The sequence below is a fragment of the Sphingobacterium thalpophilum genome (assembly GCF_901482695.1).
GTDB lineage: Bacteria > Bacteroidota > Bacteroidia > Sphingobacteriales > Sphingobacteriaceae > Sphingobacterium > Sphingobacterium thalpophilum.
In genome coordinates this window covers 574,632-594,371 of the sequence record NZ_LR590484.1, presented here as the reverse complement: position 1 = coordinate 594,371, position 19,740 = coordinate 574,632, and the positions used below count along the sequence as shown (strand labels likewise).

The 19,740-nt window shown below is 43.7% G+C and carries 17 protein-coding genes; 6 read left to right on the top strand and 11 right to left on the bottom strand.

The genetic code is table 11. From position 1 onward, the window contains the following. Positions 1-215: 215 nt before the first annotated feature. From FGL37_RS02575 to FGL37_RS02550, 6 genes are all read right to left on the bottom strand, one after another. Entirely contained in the window at positions 216-1,523 is a 1,308-nt protein-coding gene (locus FGL37_RS02575; RefSeq protein ID WP_028071380.1) for an NAD(P)/FAD-dependent oxidoreductase, read from the bottom strand. 254 nt (positions 1,524-1,777) lie between these two features. Continuing rightward, positions 1,778-2,110 carry a 2Fe-2S iron-sulfur cluster-binding protein gene (locus FGL37_RS02570; protein ID WP_028071381.1) on the bottom strand — a complete coding sequence of 111 codons (333 nt, stop codon included), beginning with the start codon at positions 2,108-2,110 and terminating at the stop codon, positions 1,778-1,780. A gap of 2 nt (positions 2,111-2,112) precedes the next feature. Further along, on the bottom strand, positions 2,113-3,117 hold the full coding sequence (locus tag FGL37_RS02565; RefSeq protein WP_028071382.1) for an NAD(P)/FAD-dependent oxidoreductase: 1,005 nt from the start codon (positions 3,115-3,117) through the stop codon (positions 2,113-2,115). 5 nt (positions 3,118-3,122) lie between these two features. After that, positions 3,123-3,557, bottom strand: a complete 435-nt coding sequence (locus FGL37_RS02560) for a MarR family winged helix-turn-helix transcriptional regulator (protein ID WP_028071383.1) — start codon at positions 3,555-3,557, stop codon at positions 3,123-3,125. Positions 3,558-3,665: 108 nt separating this feature from the next. Next, entirely contained in the window at positions 3,666-6,653 is a 2,988-nt protein-coding gene (gene secDF / locus FGL37_RS02555; protein ID WP_028071384.1) for a protein translocase subunit SecDF, read from the bottom strand. Between the two features lie 261 nt (positions 6,654-6,914). Further along, on the bottom strand, positions 6,915-7,388 hold the full coding sequence (locus tag FGL37_RS02550; RefSeq protein WP_028071385.1) for a hypothetical protein: 474 nt from the start codon (positions 7,386-7,388) through the stop codon (positions 6,915-6,917). Between the two features lie 225 nt (positions 7,389-7,613). Between FGL37_RS02550 and guaB the strand changes: the two genes are divergently transcribed. From guaB to murA, 4 genes are all read left to right on the top strand, one after another. Next, positions 7,614-9,089, top strand: a complete 1,476-nt coding sequence (gene guaB / locus FGL37_RS02545; protein WP_028071386.1) for an IMP dehydrogenase — start codon at positions 7,614-7,616, stop codon at positions 9,087-9,089. Between the two features lie 142 nt (positions 9,090-9,231). Further along, on the top strand, positions 9,232-11,511 hold the full coding sequence (locus FGL37_RS02540; RefSeq protein WP_028071387.1) for an ATP-dependent helicase: 2,280 nt from the start codon (positions 9,232-9,234) through the stop codon (positions 11,509-11,511). A 52-nt stretch (positions 11,512-11,563) separates the two neighbouring features. After that, positions 11,564-12,337 (top strand): DUF4290 domain-containing protein, encoded by a 774-nt coding sequence (locus FGL37_RS02535; RefSeq protein WP_028071388.1) that lies wholly within the window; start codon positions 11,564-11,566, stop codon positions 12,335-12,337. A gap of 147 nt (positions 12,338-12,484) precedes the next feature. Beyond that, entirely contained in the window at positions 12,485-13,810 is a 1,326-nt protein-coding gene (gene murA / locus FGL37_RS02530; protein WP_028071389.1) for a UDP-N-acetylglucosamine 1-carboxyvinyltransferase, read from the top strand. A 234-nt stretch (positions 13,811-14,044) separates the two neighbouring features. On the opposite strand, the gene FGL37_RS02525 is transcribed toward murA, so the two are convergent. Together FGL37_RS02525 and FGL37_RS02520 are read right to left on the bottom strand one after the other, a co-directional pair. Further along, the gene (locus tag FGL37_RS02525; protein ID WP_028071390.1) at positions 14,045-14,449 is read right to left on the bottom strand and encodes a DUF5606 family protein; all 405 of its coding nucleotides are present in this window, start codon (positions 14,447-14,449) and stop codon (positions 14,045-14,047) included. Between the two features lie 27 nt (positions 14,450-14,476). Further along, on the bottom strand, positions 14,477-14,935 hold the full coding sequence (locus tag FGL37_RS02520; RefSeq protein ID WP_028071391.1) for a peptidylprolyl isomerase: 459 nt from the start codon (positions 14,933-14,935) through the stop codon (positions 14,477-14,479). Positions 14,936-15,103: 168 nt separating this feature from the next. On the opposite strand from FGL37_RS02520, the gene radC reads away from it, so the two are divergent. Together radC and FGL37_RS02510 are read left to right on the top strand one after the other, a co-directional pair. Continuing rightward, positions 15,104-15,802 carry a RadC family protein gene (gene radC / locus FGL37_RS02515; protein ID WP_028071392.1) on the top strand — a complete coding sequence of 233 codons (699 nt, stop codon included), beginning with the start codon at positions 15,104-15,106 and terminating at the stop codon, positions 15,800-15,802. Positions 15,803-15,818: 16 nt separating this feature from the next. Beyond that, the gene (locus tag FGL37_RS02510) at positions 15,819-16,568 is read left to right on the top strand and encodes a class I SAM-dependent methyltransferase (RefSeq protein WP_051607227.1); all 750 of its coding nucleotides are present in this window, start codon (positions 15,819-15,821) and stop codon (positions 16,566-16,568) included. A gap of 1 nt (position 16,569) precedes the next feature. Here FGL37_RS02510 and FGL37_RS02505 read toward each other — a convergent pair whose 3' ends face one another. From FGL37_RS02505 to FGL37_RS02495, 3 genes are read right to left on the bottom strand one after another with little or no spacing between them, the layout of a single operon-like run. Further along, positions 16,570-18,114, bottom strand: a complete 1,545-nt coding sequence (locus tag FGL37_RS02505; RefSeq protein WP_081817962.1) for an MFS transporter — start codon at positions 18,112-18,114, stop codon at positions 16,570-16,572. A 3-nt stretch (positions 18,115-18,117) separates the two neighbouring features. Continuing rightward, positions 18,118-19,179, bottom strand: a complete 1,062-nt coding sequence (locus FGL37_RS02500) for an HlyD family secretion protein (RefSeq protein ID WP_028071395.1) — start codon at positions 19,177-19,179, stop codon at positions 18,118-18,120. 47 nt (positions 19,180-19,226) lie between these two features. Further along, positions 19,227-19,673, bottom strand: a complete 447-nt coding sequence (locus FGL37_RS02495; RefSeq protein ID WP_051607221.1) for a MarR family winged helix-turn-helix transcriptional regulator — start codon at positions 19,671-19,673, stop codon at positions 19,227-19,229. Between the last annotated feature and the right edge of the window lie 67 nt (positions 19,674-19,740).

Genomic DNA, 19,740 nt, shown 5'->3' with positions numbered 1-19,740 from the left:
GCCTGGAAAAAACTGTCTTTAAATTTAACGAATAATATCCACAATTCTTGTCTTGGGGGGGACTAATTTTTTATTTTCTCGAAGAGAATGGGGAATAAGCGGGACTATGCTGTATTTTTCGCTCTTACTGCATCGGTGCTGTCGAGGCGTACGAAAAAGGCATTACTATACTCCAGTAATGCCTTTTTTATAATTTGTCAAGCTTTTAGGACGTTTCACTCTGCTATGTTCGTCTGCTCTTCGGGAACCGGTTTGTTGTATTTATGGAAGATCAGTCGGACACCACTGTTCTTGGTGAAGAATTTCACGGTCCAGTTGATGAAAGTGACGAGTTTATTTCTGAACCCATAAATGGACATCAGGTGGACAAACATCCAGGTCATCCAGCCGAAGAACCCATTGAAATGTATTTTGCCCATATCTACCACAGCCTTGTTACGGCCTACAGTGGCCATTGAACCCTTGTCAAAATAGCTGAATTTTTCCGTCGGCTGATTAGACATAGTTTGCAGGATATGTTTGGCTACATAACGGCCTTGCTGCTGTGCAACCGGGGCGACGCCTGGCAGACCGCGGGGCAGATCTTCCGTAATGAAAGCTGACACATCACCGATGGCATATACTCCCGGCATATCGATTACACGGCACTGATCATCTGTCTGTATACGGTTGCCCCGTTGAATCACCTCTTTTTTGAAACCTTCTGGATATTGGCCGGCCACTCCTGCGCCCCAGATTACCGTTTTGGTTTCGATGCTTCGACCATCTGCAAAGGTAATGGTCTTACCGTCGTACCCAGTCACCTGTACGTTCAGCAACACTTCCACGCCCAGGTCCTTCAGGTATTTCTCAGAATCCCGGGACGATTTTTCAGAAAGGTTAGCCAGCACTTTAGGAAGCCCTTCGACCAGGTACACCGACATTTCCGATTTTTTAAGTTCCGGATAGTCTTTTTCAAGCACATTGTTCTTAATTTCAGCTATCGCGCCCGAAAGTTCTACCCCCGTGGGACCACCACCGACGATGACAAAGTTCAGGTTTGGTTTCCGGTCTTCCGGATTGGAAATCCTGACCGCCTCTTCCAGATTTTGAAGAACATAACTCCGGATATTTAACGCTTCCTGAATGTTTTTCATGGGTAGCGCATATTTTGTGATCTGCTGGTTGCCGAAGAAGTTGGTTGTGGCACCCGTTGCTACAACCAAATAATCATATTCAAAATCGCCAACATCTGTTTTCACTATTTTAGCTTCATTGTCTACGCTTTTGACGTCCGCAAGTCTAAAATGGAAGTTTTCCTGGTTTTTGAACATTTTACGGACCGGGAAGGATATCGAGTCCGCAGAGAGCGTACCTGTGGCAACCTGGTACATCAATGGCTGAAAGGTGTGAAAATTGTTTCTGTCTAGTAGTAGAACTTCAACTTCCTTATTTTTAAGCTTTTTAGCAACTTCAATTCCACCAAATCCAGCACCAATTATGATTACTCTTGGGAATTTTCTATCTGAACTATTGCTTGGCATATTTTTAATAGTTTGTTGTAACAATTCGGTACAATCGAATTAAGTTACAAATATCCTAAATTTCGGGGCAAAAAGCTAAAAAATATTTATTTATTATACCGATTAATTGTCAATTTTATTGCTTATCTACCATTTACCACTTTTTCTTAGTAGTATATCATATTGGTTGTTAGTATGTTATCGTTTCATAAAAGTGGCAAAAAATATTTAAAATGTGTATAACATGCATTGTGTATTTTATACACAATGCTTGCTCACTGCAGCGCTCCTCTGATTTTTATTTTCAGCCCATTATTATCATTGTGTAAATGCAGTTGGCAGGCCAGCCTGCTGGAGTTGTCTGCATCAGGTAAGGTATCGAGCATGTCCAGTTCCTGATCATTGGCTGCAGGGAGGTGATCCATCCCTTCGAGTACGGTAATATGGCAGGTAGCACATAGTGCCATGCCCCCACAGGTGGCCAAAATCTCATATTCGGAAGCTTTTAGTATTTCCATTAATGAAAGATTGACATCCGTAGGCACCTCGATTGTGTTTTCGGTACCGTCGCGATCCACGACGGTCATGTGTATGACGTTTTCTTCCATGCTTAAAAAGTGTTGATACCGTTTACCGTCGTGTATTTAAATGTTAGCTTCTGATCAGGATAGACAAACTTAAAAGCACTCTGGCACATCAGCGCTGCTTCATGATAACCACAGAGGATCAGCTTTAGTTTGCCCGGATAGGTATTAATGTCGCCGATGGCATAGATACGTTCAACGTTTGTCGAATAATCGAATGTATTCACTTCAATGGCATTTTTATCGATATTCAGTCCCCAATTGGCAATTGGCCCTAGTTTGGGTGTCAGTCCATAGAGCGGTATTAAGTAATCTGCGCCAAAGGATATTGTTTCGTTATCCCTGTTGGTCGTTTCGACAGCGGACAATATCCCATTGCCCCGTACATTGCTGAGGTTGTGGGACAGGAGCAGGTTGATTTTTCCCTGTTGAGCAAGCTTAAAAACCTTCTCAGCTGAATCGGGCGCACCACGGAAAGAGTCGCTGCGATGGATCAGTGTGACTTGCTGGGCGATTTCTGCCAAATGCAGGGTCCAGTCAAGCGCAGAATCACCGCCGCCGGCAATAATAATCCTCTTGTCGGCATATTTAGCAGGGTCTTTTACCATGTAATCCACTCCTTTTCCCTCGTAACGCTGTAGATTTGGAATATCCGGTTTACGGGGTTCAAAACAACCTAGCCCACCAGCAATCACGATCACCTGTGCATGAACATTCGTGCCGTCTGCTGTGGTGACTATAAAAGATCCGTCCTGTTGCTTTTCAAGCTGCTCCACTCGCTCACCTAAGGTAAACGTAGGAGCAAATGGCTTTATCTGCTCGAGCTGTCTGTCTATAAGCTCCTGGGCGGTAATGCTTGGATAGCCCGGAATGTCATATATCGGCTTGTGCGGATAGATTTCGGAAAGCTGTCCCCCGACTTGGGGTAACACATCGATCAGATGGCACCGCATTTTCAGCAGACCCGCTTCAAACACGGCAAATAGCCCCACAGGGCCAGCTCCAATAATACAGATATCAGTATTGATCATGACCTTTATACATTTAAGTTGTTGTAAATTTTACTTAATATTCTCGTGAAATGCGCGAAATCTTCTTCTGTCAGCTGTTCCCAAGCTTTCATACGGATCTGTGTCACAATAGGAGAGAGTGACTCCACTTTCTGTTTTCCCACAGGCGTCAAGTGCAGATAAAGGGTCCGGCGATCACTCTCGGAAACAACACGCTCAGCCAGCCCTTTTTTTAACAGCAGGTCGACAATACGTGTCAGTGTTGGCTGATCTTTTCCGCAGCGTCGCGCCAGCTCTTTCTGTGAAAGCTCGTCCGTCTCATACAGCGTCTTCAATACCGACCATTGGTCCACGGTTACATCAAAGCCTTGTTCTGCAAATGAAGATTGTGCAAACTGCTTCACTTTCTTGGCAGTCTGGTCCAAGATAAAAGAATACCGGTCAAATTTTTCGTTTAGCATACAAATATTTAGTATAACAAATATATAAAAAAATTTAGTGTGACAAGTAATATTTATGCCATAAAAAAAGGCGTTCAGAATGAACGCCTTTTTATCATTTTATAGATGTTATGGTCTTACCGGAACTGCTTTTTGAGCTTTGCCCGATTCAGCCAGATGCTTTCCCTTACGTAAGTCATATACGGAAGGTGCAGCTAGAATAATCGAAGAATAAGTACCTACGATAACACCGATCAGGATGGCAAATGAGAAGCCACGGATCACCTCACCACCGAAGATAAACAAGACTGCCAACACGAAAACAATCGTCAACGAGGTAATGATGGTTCTACTCAATGTCGAATTGATCGCATGATTGACCACATCTCCCAGGTCTTCATTGTGTGCATTGGGTTTGGAAACGAATTCCCGTAGACGGTCAAATACAACCACCGTATCGTTTACTGAGTAGGCTATTACTGTCAAAATCGCGGCCACAAAGTGCTGATCGATATCCAGTGAGAACGGCACGATCCCATCTAGTAACGAAAACAGGCCCAATAAGATGATCGCATCGTGGATTGTTGCAATGGCGGCGCCCACTGAATATTCCCATTTGTGGAAACGGATCAGGATGTAAGCTGCCACGATGATGATGGAGAAGATTGCTGAGCTCGTTGCTCTTGATTTGATGTCCGAGGCGATGCTGGGACCGACTTTTTGAGAAGAAAGAATCTCATGTTTGTTGGAAGCATCGACTTTTGATAACCCTTGGTTCAATTTATCAAGGACTTCTTTATCTGCTGCATCAGAAGTCTCCTCAATATGATAAGTGGTCGTTACACGGACTTGGTTTGAGGCGCCAAAGACTTTGACCTCTGTTGTTTTTTGGAAAATATCATCGAGGTTGGTCCGTACAGCTTCCAAGTCAACCGGTTTTTCGTAACGAACTGTATAGGTACGTCCACCCTGAAAATCAACACCTAGGCTAAAGCCTTTTGTAAAAACCGAAGCCAGTGAAATCAATACAGCGACGATCGAGATGGCGTAGAATATTTTGCGTTTTTGAACGAACTTGAAGTTTGCATTGTGCAAGGTATTAGCAGACCAGGGGAAAGAGACTTTGATCTTCATATCTTTCTCCAGCATCCATTCAAATATTACGCGGGTTACCAGGATCGCTGTAAACAATGATGTGATAATACCGACCATCAATGTTGTTGCAAAACCCAGAATCGGGCCACTACCAAATAAAAATAAGATAATACCGATCAAGAAAGTGGTGATCTGAGAGTCGAGGATCGAAGGTAAAGCATGTTTGTAGCCATCTGCAACAGCCTGACGTACGGATTTGCCTAAGCCGAGTTCCTCACGGATGCGCTCGTAGATCAGGACGTTTGCATCCACTGCAGTACCCATGGTCAGTACGATACCTGCGATACCGGGAAGTGTGAGTACGGCGTTGAGGGAAGCGAGCACACCCATGATGATAAATACGTTCAATAATACAGCAATGTTTGCGACGATACCCGCTGTGTTATAATAGGCGATCATAAAGATCATCACGACGATGATACCGATGACAGCAGAGTTGATACCAGCGTCAATCGCGGCCTGTCCCAAGGTAGGACCAACGATAGCTTCTTCAACGATCTTTGCTGTTGTGGGAAGACGGCCAGCTTTTAGTACGTTTGCTAAATCTTTGGTATCTTCTACAGTGAAAGAACCGGAGATTGACGAACTTCCATTTGGAATCTCACCGTTAACCGACGGAGCGGAGTATACAACGTTATCCAGAACAATCGCGATGGCATCTCTGTTTTGAGCAGCTTTCGCTGTGATTTTTTTCCATTCGCGTGCGCCTTCACTGTTCATCTGCATACCAACTACCGGTTGGTTTTTCTCATCAAAGTTTGCGTTGGCATCCGTAATCACGTCGCCTGTCAATACCGAACCATTATCAGGGCCTACAGCCTTGATGGCATATAGTGACAGTTGTTCAGGTGTTTTTTGCTCAGGTTTTACTGCCCATAATAGTTTGAGGTTGCCCGGTAAGATAGATTTAACTTCGGGGCGCTGTAGGTAAGCATTCACTTTGGCAGTGTCCTTTAATGCAGCGATACCTACCATAGCACCTGGCATAAGCGCCATCTGCTGGTTTTCACCCATGTAAACAGCTGGACGCAATACTTCAAACAAAGGATTTTTCTGCCCCAGATTAAGCGCAGCACTGTCTTTCTTTGCTTTGCTGTCTTTCTGGCCTCCGGTCAGATTGGATAATAAATCATCCGATTTTTTACTTGTGTCGGCAGCCGCTTGATTCGCCACCGCAGGAGCCGCCTTTAACGTGCTGGCTAAGGTTCTGTCAATATTTTCAAGTATTGGATAAACTTCTTGGTTGGTGAAGGTTTCGTAGAATTCCAGTTTGGCCGAACCCTGTAACAGATTGCGTACACGGCTTTCGTCTTTTACACCTGGCAATTCAATCAGGATACGGTTGGTACCTTGCTGAATCTGAATGTTTGGCGAAGCAACCCCAAATTTGTCAATACGCGTGCGTAATACCTTATAAGAATTCTGGATGGCATTGTCTGCTTCTTTCTGTAAAAACGCTTCTACTTTCGAGTCTGAGTCGCCCGGTTTAATTAAAGAAGCATTGTCTTTCGTCGAAAAAAATGTCGAAAGTGGTGTGGGAGCACCGATCGCTTTGTACTCTTCAATAAACAAAGCTACTACCGTTTTTGTACTGGATTTGCTTTTTGCTACAGCCTGCTCCAATGCTTTGTTGAATTTCTCATCTTTTGGATTGTTGGCCAGATTGCGGATCAGTTCATCAAGAGAGATCTCCATGGTAACGTTCATACCACCTTTTAAGTCCAATCCTAAAGCCAGCTCGTTCGCTTTCGCTTCGCGATAGGTGTATTTCGCAAACCCCAAATTGTACACTACTTCACCGGCCATGGAATCCAGATAGCTCTTCTCTTTTGCCAAATCTCCCTTGGCAAAATTCTCAGCATCTCGCTCCACCTTGCGGGTCACCCAAGTAAATGATAGGGAGTATAGACACGCTAATGACACCACTATCACTAAAAGTTTAATCAGCCCTTTACCTTGCATCGTCTGTTATTAATTGTATTAATTTTTAATGTTAAATACTGTTTATGTAATTGATAATTAGTTCTTGTTTATTCACACTTTACCAAGAATGGCAAAGGTATAAAATTTTTATAGAATGAAAAGCTTTATTTCTGCCAATTAGGTCAAAGGCATAAAATTAGAAGAATTGAGGAAAAAATGAAATATGTGGAGCAATTTATTTTATAAAAAAAAGACCCTGCTCGTTCGAGCAAGGCCTTCTGTCCTGTCAGTTGTTTAATGTTATCTCAATGTGTATTTAATACCGAAAGAAAACGTAGAAGCATCAAAATCACTGTTGTGGTTTAATCTCCAGTCTGGTTTCCAGTCTGCGTGGAATCCGATAGGTGCCGCCGGAATTTTAAATTCCAGACCTAATTGTGGTCTTAAACCTACAAGCGTCATATTGTCGCCGGCATCTACAAAAGTCAATTGTGCACCCACACCTGCATACCAGCCCAAACCGTTTACACCACGGAAAGGTCTTGCGTATTGCCAGTCAGCGCCTACAGCCACAACGTTGTCATCAAACATCACTTGAGCCTGGCCGTTGTTGGCGCCGCCCATAGACTGTTTGTATTGAACACCCCAAAGATCACCACCTGTGCCATCAAATACAACGCCGATAGCAGCGCGTTGTGGGGATTGTGCTTTTGCTTCGTTTGCTCCTAAAGCTAATGCTGCAACTGCAGCTAAAGAAAGTAAGGTCTTTTTCATAATTATCTTATCTTTATATTCTCAATTAATTAAAATTACTTTTCGTGTTACCAAAAGCAAATAGCTTGCCAAAAAAATAGCAACCCGCTGTGTAACCTCTGAAGACTGGATGATTCATCATGTTTATCATTTGTCTACAGATTGTAATTTGTATATTTTATTTTTCAATATTGCTAATTTTTCTTAAATTTGCCTGGCAAATAGAAAACCCAATACATATTTGCCATGCAATTAGATCCACAAAAATTCGTAGCAGAAGGTCTCACTTACGATGACGTCTTATTAATTCCAGCTTATTCTGAAATTTTACCCCGTGACGTCGATACGAGTACTTCGCTGACAAAAAAAATCAAATTAAATATTCCACTGGTTTCTGCAGCCATGGATACGGTAACTGGTGCTGATTTAGCTATTGCAATCGCACAAGCTGGCGGTATTGGTATGTTGCATAAAAACATGACTATTGCAGAACAGGCTGCCGAAGTACGCAAAGTGAAGCGTTCGGAAAGCGGTATGATTCAGGATCCGGTAACCTTATTGGCGACAGCAACCGTCGGAGATGCCTTCAATATTATGAAAGAACATAAGATTGGTGGTATTCCCGTAGTCAACGAAAGAGGTCAGCTGGTCGGAATTGTAACCAATCGTGATCTTCGTTTCCAAAAGGATATGCGCCGTCCGATCAACGAGCTGATGACCAAGGATAATCTGGTCGTGGCACCGGAAGGAACGGATCTGGTCAAGGCGGAAGAGATTCTACAGAATGAAAAAATTGAAAAACTTCCTGTGGTCAATGAAGAGGGGATATTAAAAGGGCTCATCACCTTTAAAGATATACAGAAATATAAACATTATCCGAATGCAGCCAAAGATAGCCATGGCCGCTTATTGGTCGGTGCGGCGGTAGGGGTTACGCCAGATACATTGGACCGGGTGGACGCGCTGGTCAAAGCCGGGGTAGATGTGATCACTATAGATACGGCTCATGGTCACTCCAAAGGAGTAATTGATAAACTGAAGTTGGTGAAATCTCAATTTCCTGAACTCCAGGTTATCGTTGGTAATATTGCTACAGGCGCTGCGGCGACAGCGCTGGCAGAAGCCGGTGCAGACGCAGTGAAGGTGGGGATAGGTCCGGGCTCTATCTGCACGACGCGCATTATTGCAGGTGTGGGGGTGCCGCAGCTGTATGCTGTTTATGAGGTAGCCAAAGCACTTAAAGGAACTGGTGTGCCGATCATTGCGGACGGCGGGATCAAACAAACCGGTGATATTGCAAAAGCAATTGCCGCTGGCGCAAGTACCATTATGGCCGGTTCTTTATTTGCAGGTGTTGAGGAAGCGCCCGGCGAAACGATTATTTATGAAGGCCGTAAATTTAAATCATACCGTGGTATGGGCTCCATTGAAGCTATGGAAAAAGGGTCTAAAGACCGTTATTTCCAGGATGTGGAGGACGATATCAAAAAGTTGGTGCCTGAGGGAATCGTTGGACGTGTGCCTTACAAAGGTACCTTGGCGGAAGTCGTCTATCAATATATCGGTGGGCTGCGTGCCTCCATGGGCTATTGCGGTGCTGCGACTATTGAAAAGCTGCAGGAAGCACAGTTTGTCCGCATCACTGGAGCCGGACTGAGAGAGTCTCACCCGCATAATATCTCGATCACGAAAGAAGCGCCAAATTATAATAGCAGAGGTTAACTATCATTTTGTCCATAGATTATCCGGCAATTTAGATTGCCGGATTTTTTTTGCAAAAAATAGACTTCATATGACCTAGTGATCGGCAGGAAATTTGTACTTTTATATCCTATTCTCAGGTTTAAAAAATTAAGGAGTTAATTTGGATTATTTAGCGGGTTTAAACCCTTCACAACGAGGAGCCGTAGAGCAAACAGAAGGTCCTGTCATGATTGTCGCAGGAGCCGGTTCAGGAAAAACACGGGTGATTACATATCGAGTAGCGCACCTGATTCAAAAAGGTGTTGACCCATTCAATATCTTGGTGCTGACATTTACCAATAAGGCGGCCAAAGAAATGCGTGAGCGTATCATGTCCGTCGTCGGTAGGGAAGCAAAAAATATCTGGATGGGGACCTTTCACTCTGTATTTGCAAAGATACTACGTGTAGAAGCCGAGTTGATAGGCTATCCAAGAAATTTTACCATCTATGATACCGATGATACCAAAAGTTTGTTGCGTTCGATCTTGAAAGAAATGAACCTGGACGATAAGCTCTACAATGTCAATCATGTCTATGGACGTATATCGCAGGCCAAAAATAACCTCATATCACCGCAAGAATACAATAAAAATGAGGCGATCCTCGCCGAAGATATCTCCAACGGACGCGGGCAGATGGGGCAGATCTATATGACCTATGCGCAGCGCTGTTATCGCGCTGGCGCCATGGACTTTGACGACCTGCTGTTCAAAACAAACGTCCTGCTCAACAAACATCCCGAGGTATTGCATAAATACCAGCACCAATTTCGTTACCTGATGGTGGACGAGTATCAGGATACCAACTTCTCCCAGTATCTGATTGTAAAAAGGCTGGCCGCAGTCAACGAAAATATATGTGTCGTGGGGGATGACGCACAGTCGATATATGCTTTCCGCGGTGCGAATATTCAAAATATCCTGAATTTCCAGAAGGATTATCCCGACGTGAAGATATTCAAATTGGAACAGAATTACCGGTCCACCAAAATGATCGTCAATGCGGCAAATTCGGTAATTGCGAATAACAAAAACCAGCTGGAAAAGAATGTCTTTTCGGATAATGAGGACGGGGAAAAGATCAAGGTATCGCGTGCATTTTCGGATAATGAGGAGGGTAAGATTGTCGCTGACCAGATTATCGAAGAAAAGGCCTTAAAGGGCCTCAACTATAAAGATTTTGCTATTCTCTATCGTACCAATGCCCAGTCCAGAGCGATGGAGGAGGCTTTGCGCAAGATTAATATACCTTATAAAATCTACGGGGGCACCTCTTTTTACCAACGGAAAGAAATCAAAGATCTGATCGCTTATTTTCGGCTGACCTTTAATCCCAACGACGAAGAGGCACTGAAGCGGGTCATCAATTATCCGCGCCGTGGTATAGGTGATTCAACGATCGAAAAGATCATGATTGCCGCAGATCAAAATCAATACCGTATATGGGACGTGGTTGCCAATGCAGCTCATTTTCTGGACGGAAGGAGTGCAAGCTCTGTCGGCGGATTCGCACAGATGATACAGAGCTTTCAGGCATTAGCCAAAAATAATAATGCTTTCGATACTGCGATGCACATTGCACAGCACTGTGGTATACTCAAAGAGCTGTACGAAGACAAATCCGTCGAAGGTCTGGCACGTTATGAAAACATTCAGGAACTGCTCAATGGCATTAAGGAGTTCTCAGAACGGGAAGATATCGAAGACAGAGGCCTGGATGTCTATATGCAGGATATTGCGCTATTGACCAACGATGACAATGACAAAGACCCCAATGCTGATACGGTATCCCTGATGACCATACACTCTTCCAAAGGTCTGGAATTCCCGGTAGTGTTTATCGTAGGGCTCGAAGAAAACCTGTTCCCATCGCAGCTGTCGCTCAACTCCCGGTCAGAATTGGAAGAAGAACGTAGACTTTTTTACGTGGCTGTTACCAGAGCTGAAAAAAAATTGCTACTTTCGTATGCTACTTCGCGATACCGCTGGGGGACACTCAATAATTGTGAACCCAGCCGTTTTTTGGATGAACTGAATCCCGCCTGTCTTGCGTTGGATTTCAGACCTAGACAAACTTCTGCTTCTGCCGGAAGTTTTCAGGGCGAACGCATCGCCTGGCAGCAAAAAGACAGCGATGACATGTTTTCGAAACCTAAGCCCAAGCCCATGGTAAAGACGACATCCATCCTGCCCAAGGCCCACAAACCTACAGCGGGTTTTGCTCCTTCGGACACTTCAAACCTTCAGGTCGGCATGGAAGTTGAACATGAACGATTTGGATTTGGAAAGGTGGTCAATCTCGAAGGAAACAAAGGAGATATAAAAGCAACTATTTTCTTTAAAGAGTTGGGTCAGAAACAATTGTTGCTTAAATTTGCAAAACTTAGAATAATTCAATAAGAAAATACCAAAACGGGATCTTAATCGTTTATTAGGTACTTATATTAGCTATATGAACTTTGACTACAACAGCACTAGACCAAAATTGATCCTTGCAGAATATGGTCGCAATGTGCAAAATATGGTAGACTACATCTGTACTTTACCCACTAAGGAAGAAAGAAATAAACATGCGCAGATCGTCATTGATATGATGGGGGTGTTAAATCCACATTTGCGGGACGTCTCGGACTTTAAGCATAAACTTTGGGATCACCTACAGATTATCTCTGACTTCAAGCTTGATATCGATTCACCTTATCCAATTGCGACAGCCAAAAGCGTGAAGCACGAGGTAGAGCATCTGGGGTATCCGCAACATGCTATCAAGTACAAACACTACGGTTATACCGTGGAGAAGATGATCGAAAAGGCACTGAAGCTGACAGATGATACCAAGAAGGAGCAGATGGTATTAGGGATAGCCAACTTTATGAAAATGGCCTACTTGACCTGGAATAAGGATTCTGTGTCTGACGAATTGATCATTCAGGATCTGAAAGAACTGTCAGGTTACCAATTAACTCTGCCCGAAGGTACTGTATTGACTAAGCTGGATTTTAAAACGCCGCCTCCGGGTAACCGCGTGAAGGGTGCTGCGAATAGCAATTCAGGTAATAATAACAATAACAACAATAATAATGCTTCCGGACAGTCAAAGGGTGGAAGCAAGCCGCGCATCGCCAACAGCAACAATAATGCAAAGCGAAGCAATTTTAGCAACAACAACAATAACAACAACAGAAATAGAAAACCTCAGAACAACTACAGCAACAAAAGAGGCTAATTCTTCACTGAATATTAAAGAAGCGGGCAATTGCGAAGTGATTAAGATTTCTTTACAATTGCCTTCTTTTTTAGGGTAATACCCGTCCAGACAATGAATATGCAAAGCCTTAGGTGTTAGAGTAATGAGAAGATATCAGTTTTATAGATGAATGCATTTGAAATAATCGGTGGTAAACCGTTGAAAGGGGAAATTATTCCTCAGGGAGCAAAAAATGAAGCGTTGCAAATTCTGTCTGCAGTATTGCTGACCGAAGAACCCATGACAATCAGCAATATTCCGGATATCAAAGATGTCAATAAGTTGATAGACTTGTTGGGCGCGTTGGGCGTAAAGATTAACCGGATTGATAAGGATACATATGTCTTCGAAGCAAGGGACATTAATATAGACTATTTTCAGTCGCCAGAGTTCAAAGAGAAAGGTGGCGGTTTACGAGGCTCCATCATGATTGTGGGGCCTTTATTGGCCCGCTTTGGAAAAGCGGCGATTCCCAAACCGGGCGGTGATAAAATCGGGCGCAGGCGGTTGGATACCCATTTTCTCGGTTTTGAAAAATTGGGTGCTAAATTTGTCTATGATTCTTCAACACATTTTTTTAATGTGGACGCCACAGAGTTAAAGGGAAGTTACATCCTCCTGGATGAAGCTTCTGTAACGGGTACTGCAAATATTGTAATGGCTGCCGTTTTGGCCAAAGGCACAACAACCATCTACAATGCGGCTTGTGAACCTTATTTGCAGCAGCTTTGTAAGATGTTGAACCGCATGGGAGCAAAGATTACAGGTATTGGTTCCAATTTACTGACTATTGAAGGGGTGGAACGCCTTGGTGGAACCTCACACCGTATGTTGCCTGATATGATTGAGATCGGCTCTTTTATTGGTCTTGCAGCCATGACCGGTTCGGAAATTACGATTAAGGATGTGTGTTTCCAGGAGCTGGGAATCATTCCTTCCGTTTTTTCGCGACTGGGTATCCAGTTTGAACTAAGGGGTGATGACATTTTCATTCCCGCGCAGGATTCCTATGAAATTGATACCTTCATTGACGGTTCCATACTGACTATCTCTGACGCTCCATGGCCGGGCTTCACGCCGGATTTATTGAGTATCATCCTAGTAGTTGCCACACAGGCTAAAGGCAACGTCCTGATACACCAAAAAATGTTTGAAAGCAGACTGTTCTTTGTTGATAAGCTGATCGATATGGGGGCGCAGATTATCTTATGTGACCCACATCGTGCAACAGTGATCGGTTTAAATAAATCCCATCATCTGCGTGGTATCGAAATGACTTCACCCGACATCCGTGCCGGAGTGTCATTACTGATCGCTGCATTATCGGCGAAAGGCAAATCGGTGATTCACAATATTGAACAGATCGAACGCGGATATCAGGACATTGAAGAGCGCCTGCGTAGGCTGGGTGCTGACATCAAACGAGTAGATGTGGAGCCGAAAGGACATTAATCCTGTATACAAGACACAAATAACTATAAAGGAACCAAAAAGCCCCGGATGTATTCCGGGGCTTCTTGCTTACGACCATCCGCCTCGTGCGGGTTGGCAGCGTGATTTCGTTGTCGGGAAGCCGAAGCAGGGCTGTTAAGCGAAACTTCTGGATCAGAATAAACAAATGCCTCCATAAGCAGTGCGCTTACTGAAGGCATTTGATGTAATTCCTATGGATAACGTAATGACGGATTACATTAATGGAGCAGGAGCTTCTTCTTCAAACAAAGGAAATTCCTTGATGATATTATACCAAGTGATAATTTTCTTAATATCAGAAGTATATACACGGGATTCGTCATGGCCCGGAGCAACTTCACGAAAGAAATTCCGCAATGTCACGCCATCGGATTTCGTATCGGGCAGCGTTATTCCTTTTTCTTTGATGGTCTCAAACACATCCAAAAGACGGATTTCCTCTTCCTCACCGTATATAGTGATGTCTTCCAATGTAGCCATTTTGGTTGATGACAGGCTTACCACAGTTTTAATTTTAGCTTGATCCAGTGTTTCCAGAATGAAACCGCCTTTATTTTGTCCCACCAGTTTAAATAAGCCTGGCTTACCAGTAACAGACACTAATGCTCTTAAATTCATGTTTAAATTTTTTTAAATCTCCGGGAATTAATCTTCGATCACTTCAACTGATAAAATACGGTCTCCTTGTCTGATATCGTCCACTACATCAACGTTTTCGATTACTTTTCCAAAACAAGTATGGTTGCGGTCCAGGTGAGCCGTATTATTGCGGCTATGGCAGATAAAAAACTGTGAACCGCCGGTGTTGCGTCCAGCATGCGCCATGGACAATACACCTCTGTCGTGGTATTGGTTTTCTCCGGTCAACTCGCAGTCGATCTTATAGCCTGGTCCACCTGTACCCGGAATACCTGTTGCACCTTCGCGGGAGTTAGGGCAACCGCCCTGAATAACGAAATCAGGGATAACACGGTGAAAAGCCAAACCGTTGTAATACCCTGATTTGGCAAGCTTAATAAAATTCGCTACTGTATTTGGAGCATCTGCTGTGTAGAATTCCACAGTCATGTCGCCTTTCTCTGTTTTAATAATCGCTTTACTCATGTTCAAAAATTTTTATGAAATACAAAGATAAGATTTCGGACTGAAATGTGAAGTAAATAGTGGACGCCAAATTTTTTTAGAGCTTTCTTCAGTAAGTTTTTTTATCTGGACAAATAATATTAAATATTTTATATCTTTATGTTTATTAGCCAATTGTCGTGAACTGTAATGTCAAAACAGCAAAAATTAGTCATTCGGGAATGGTCGGAGGCGGACCGTCCACGTGAAAAATTATTGAGCCAAGGCCGCAGAGCACTCTCTGATGCCGAGCTATTGGCGATCCTGATCGGATCGGGATCCAGAGAGGAAAGTGCTGTCGCCCTATGCAGGCGTATACTCGCGGACGTGAAAAATAGCCTGCATATTCTCTCGACCATGGACGTCAAAGAACTGAGCCACTATAAGGGGATCGGCGAAGCAAAAGCGATTGCAATTGTTGCAGCGCTAGAACTAGGCCGACGTAAAAAAGATGCTCCCACAGAGGAAAAAAAAACCTTGAATAGTAGCAAGCGTGTATATGATTATGTGAAACCCATATTACAGGATCTGCCACATGAAGAGTTCTGGGCACTTTATCTCAATACCGGTTGTAAACTTTTGGATCAACAGCTTATTGGCCGTGGTGGAAATGATTTTACACCGGTCGATGTACGTATTATTCTACGTAATGCCCTGACGGTCAAAGCACACAGTATCGTATTGATACACAATCATCCTTCAGGTACGCTTCAGCCGAGCAATGCTGACAGAATTCTGACGCAAAAAATTGTGGCTGCATCAAAAATTATGGATATTCGAGTAAATGATCACCTGATCTATACAGACAACGGTTATTTTAGTTTCAGAGACGAGGGAATAATTGATTAGCTATAGCAAAATCTATATGAATAAAAACAGTATTGAGCGGTTTACCGACAGAGTGGTGGACTACGAAAAATATAGGCCCAGTTATCCGGAGGAAATTATAAAGATTCTTAAAGAGCGTATAGGTTTAACCAGAAAGTGGCTCGTTGCCGATATCGGAAGCGGTACAGGATTGTCTACTCAGTTATTCCTGGAGAATGGAAATGATGTTTTTGCAATAGAACCCAATCGGCAGATGCGGGAATCGCTTGTACACCATTTTAAGACGTATAGAAATCTCATCGCCTTGAACGCTACTGCTGAAAACACCTCGATCGAGCCGGGATGTGTCGATCTCATTTTCGCGGGACAGTCTTTTCACTGGTTTGACCGTAACGCCTGTCGTGTCGAATTCGATCGAATCCTGGCAAAGGATGGTCATATCGTACTGGCTTGGAACCAGCGCGACCCCGAGGATGCATTTCAGCAGGAATACGAACAGTTTTTATGCGATCATATCCCCAACTACAGATCCCTGACGCATAAGCATATTTCGGATCAGGATATACAGGAGTTTCTTGCTCCGAGACCTATGATTAAAGTATCGCTTCCCAACCAGCAAATCTTTGATCTCCGGTCTTTCTTGGGTAGAGTAAGGTCTTCGTCCTATTTCCCGAAAAACCAGACTGAAAACAAAAGTCTTTACGATGAACTACATGCGCTTTTTGACAGGTACGCCATATCCGAGAAAATTGTATTTAAATATATAACCGAGATCTATATCAGTTAGATTAAGATACAGGTATCTGCAGAGCATCTTTTGCTGTATTCCGATTCCGCCAGTCGAAAACTTTTCGGATGGATGACGAATGAAAAGGGAAGATCAAGATGATGAAAGTCAGCAACAGTCCCGCTATAAAAAGCCAGTTATAGCTGTCACGGATCGCCAACAGCGAGGATTGTATCTGTACGGTTTTACCCAGGCTGGCATGTCCGGCTATAAAAACGCTGGTCTTATCCATAAGCGTGGCGAGATGGTTTGCGTGTATAAGCTGTAGTCTATAATATCCATTCGCAAGCACATTGGCCCATACCACGGGCACCAGAAATGACCGGGTAAGTATCAGGAATACCAGGCCGGAGAGATAGTATCGGGATGGAATATTGCCCGCCATATAGACGCCGATGCCGATATAGGACGTGATAACGCCCATGCCTCTAAGAATCATGGGTAGCCAAAAGAGTGACTGGGCGGATTCAGAGCTGACAATATGGGCGAAGAAAAAGCTGGATAGCGTATAGCATAGAGCAGAGAAGGCCAGGATGAACTTGCATTTTTTCGTGATCCTGAAATATAGGTACGCTATCCCTGCACCGAGGATATAGCCAGGGATCACATAGGTGTTTACTGCAGCCGTTTCTTCGGGGTTGACTCCCAGCGTAATATTTAGTAAAGAGGTGTAGAGTGAGGTGGAACTATAAAAGATCCCGAAGAAAAATATAGTTACGACCGAAATGGGCAGAATCCTGGAAGCGAACGAGCTAAAATTCATCAGGGACTTCCTGATGAGCAGACTTCGGTTGACAAATAGGACGAGGAACGCTATGCTGGCAAGGCCCGTTATCAGGATCCTAGGAGAATGGAACCAGTTTTGCGTCAATCCATAAGTCGTAAAATACGAAAGATTCAGTAAGGAAATGCAAAGGAGGATATTGCCAAACCAGTCGTACTGGTATAATGGAATTCTTTTGAACTGCGAGGACTGCATAAACAGGATGCAGATCAGTAGGCCAATGCCTAATAGTATGTTCTGAAATAAAAATACAGCTTCCCAGTAGAATACGCCAGCTAAACGGGCGGCGATATAGCTCGCCAGGGCTGGTATGATCATCGTCATTGGATAATACACGGCATACAGCTGATAGCGCTCACCTCGCGGCATTAAAAATGGAATCATCTCTCCAATAATAGCCATGGTGACTATCATCTTGGCGCTTCCTACAAAAAACGTGGCCATGCAAATATTAATACCATTGCTCGCATGTTCGAGAATCATATTGGAAAAAAGCAGGATAACAATACAAGCAATCAGCACAGCTTTCTTCGGACTGAGCTTGAATAGGCGAAATACCAAAGGAATAGCGCACACCATACCGGCATAATAACAGTATGTTGCCATGCTGAGGTCAGCACTGATACCAGCGTAACCATTCATCACATAGGTGTTGATGGAGGATGGAATCCCGTTATTAAAGGAGAATATAATATTAAGTATAAATAGCAAGAAGAGTTCCCAACGAGGGGAGACCCAATCTCTGAAAATTCGATCTCTCATGATTTATTTAACACGTATGATGGCATTCATGCCGGCGCGGAGCAGATCTAAATCGGACTTGGCATTGGCCGCTGTAAAATTGATCCGTACTGGAATACGCTGTTGTACTTTAACGAAATTGCCGGTGGAATTATCGACGGGGACGGCAGCATATTTTGAGCCAGTTGCTTCTGAAATGGCTACGACCTCACCTTCAAAGGTCTTTCCGGGCAAGGCGTCCATTTCAATACTTACTTTTTTCCCGATCTGTATGTTTTTCATCTGACGCTCGGTATAGTTGGCCGTGATCCACTTTTGTTCATCACGTACGATATGAACGAGGGGTGTTCCATTCTGAACGAGCTGCCCTTGCTCAATAGTCCGTCTGCCCAGTACCCCATCATATGGGGCGGTAATGACGGTGTAGGAAAGATTTAGCTTTGCCAGATCAATGGCAGCCTGTGCCCGTTGTAATGACGCATCATTTACCGACAATTTTTGCTCCGATTCACGTGTGTTGAGTTTTGACGTCTGTTGCTGGGCAAGCAAGGCCTTGTATTTAGCCGCCATTGCCTCATATTCTGCCTTGATCTGATCAAACTGATAACGTGTTACTGCTTCGTCCTTCACGAGACTTGCGTATCTCCTGTAATTGGCCTCCATGTTGTCCAGACGTGCTTTCATCTCCTCGATGTTAGCGTTCACAATCGTGGTGCTGTTGTCGGCAATAGCTATGCCTGATCGGACTACGGTCCGGTTGGCTTTGGCATCCGACCACGCCGCCCTTGCATTCTGCAATAGAATCCTGTACTCCGAATCATCCAGGATGACAAGTGTGTCACCCCGATGTACTTTTTGATGCTCTTCAAATCGGATATCTTTGATATAACCGCTGATGCGGGCATTGATCGGTGTAATATGGGCGTCCACCTGCGCGTCGTCTGTATAAACAGATTCGTTGATGTGGAAGAAGACCATAACGCCCCAAATGATAGTTACGGCGATCACTAAAGCGGATATGCTATTAATTACCCATATCCTTCTTCTTCTTTTTATCTCTTTCTCATTTAATGTTGGATTATTCATGGCTCATCGTTACTGTTCTACAACTTTTAATTAATCTCACGCCCGCATTATTGGGCGCCAATGATACGGGCCAACCTCTCCAGAAGCTCCGTGATTTCCGAGACTTGCTGTGGAGGAATTTCCCTTAAAATTGATGCGTAAAGATCTTGTTGTACCGGATTGAGCAGCGCTCTATAAGCGTGGCCTTTGTCCGTCAGTTCTATGAGATTGTTGCGCCTGTCGTGGGGATCACTGACACGTTTCACCAGTTCACGTTTACATAGATTGTCGATGAGTGGTGTGACACTGGCTTTATTTTTTTGGATAGCAGCCGCGATATCCTGCTGATTCATCTGCTCTCTTTTCCAGAGTACGGCCAGCACCTGCAGCATTTCGTACGTAATATCTAGTTGCTGCTCCTTAATTTTTTGGATGTAATATTGTTTTAAGCTTGTTCTTAGAGCAATGATACTATCCACCAAAGGTTTTACGGGATTGATCATTTCGTTTTTCATAGTGCAAAGTTAAATATAAAACAGTTAAATATCAAACTATTTATTCTTATGTAGTTAAATATATGTT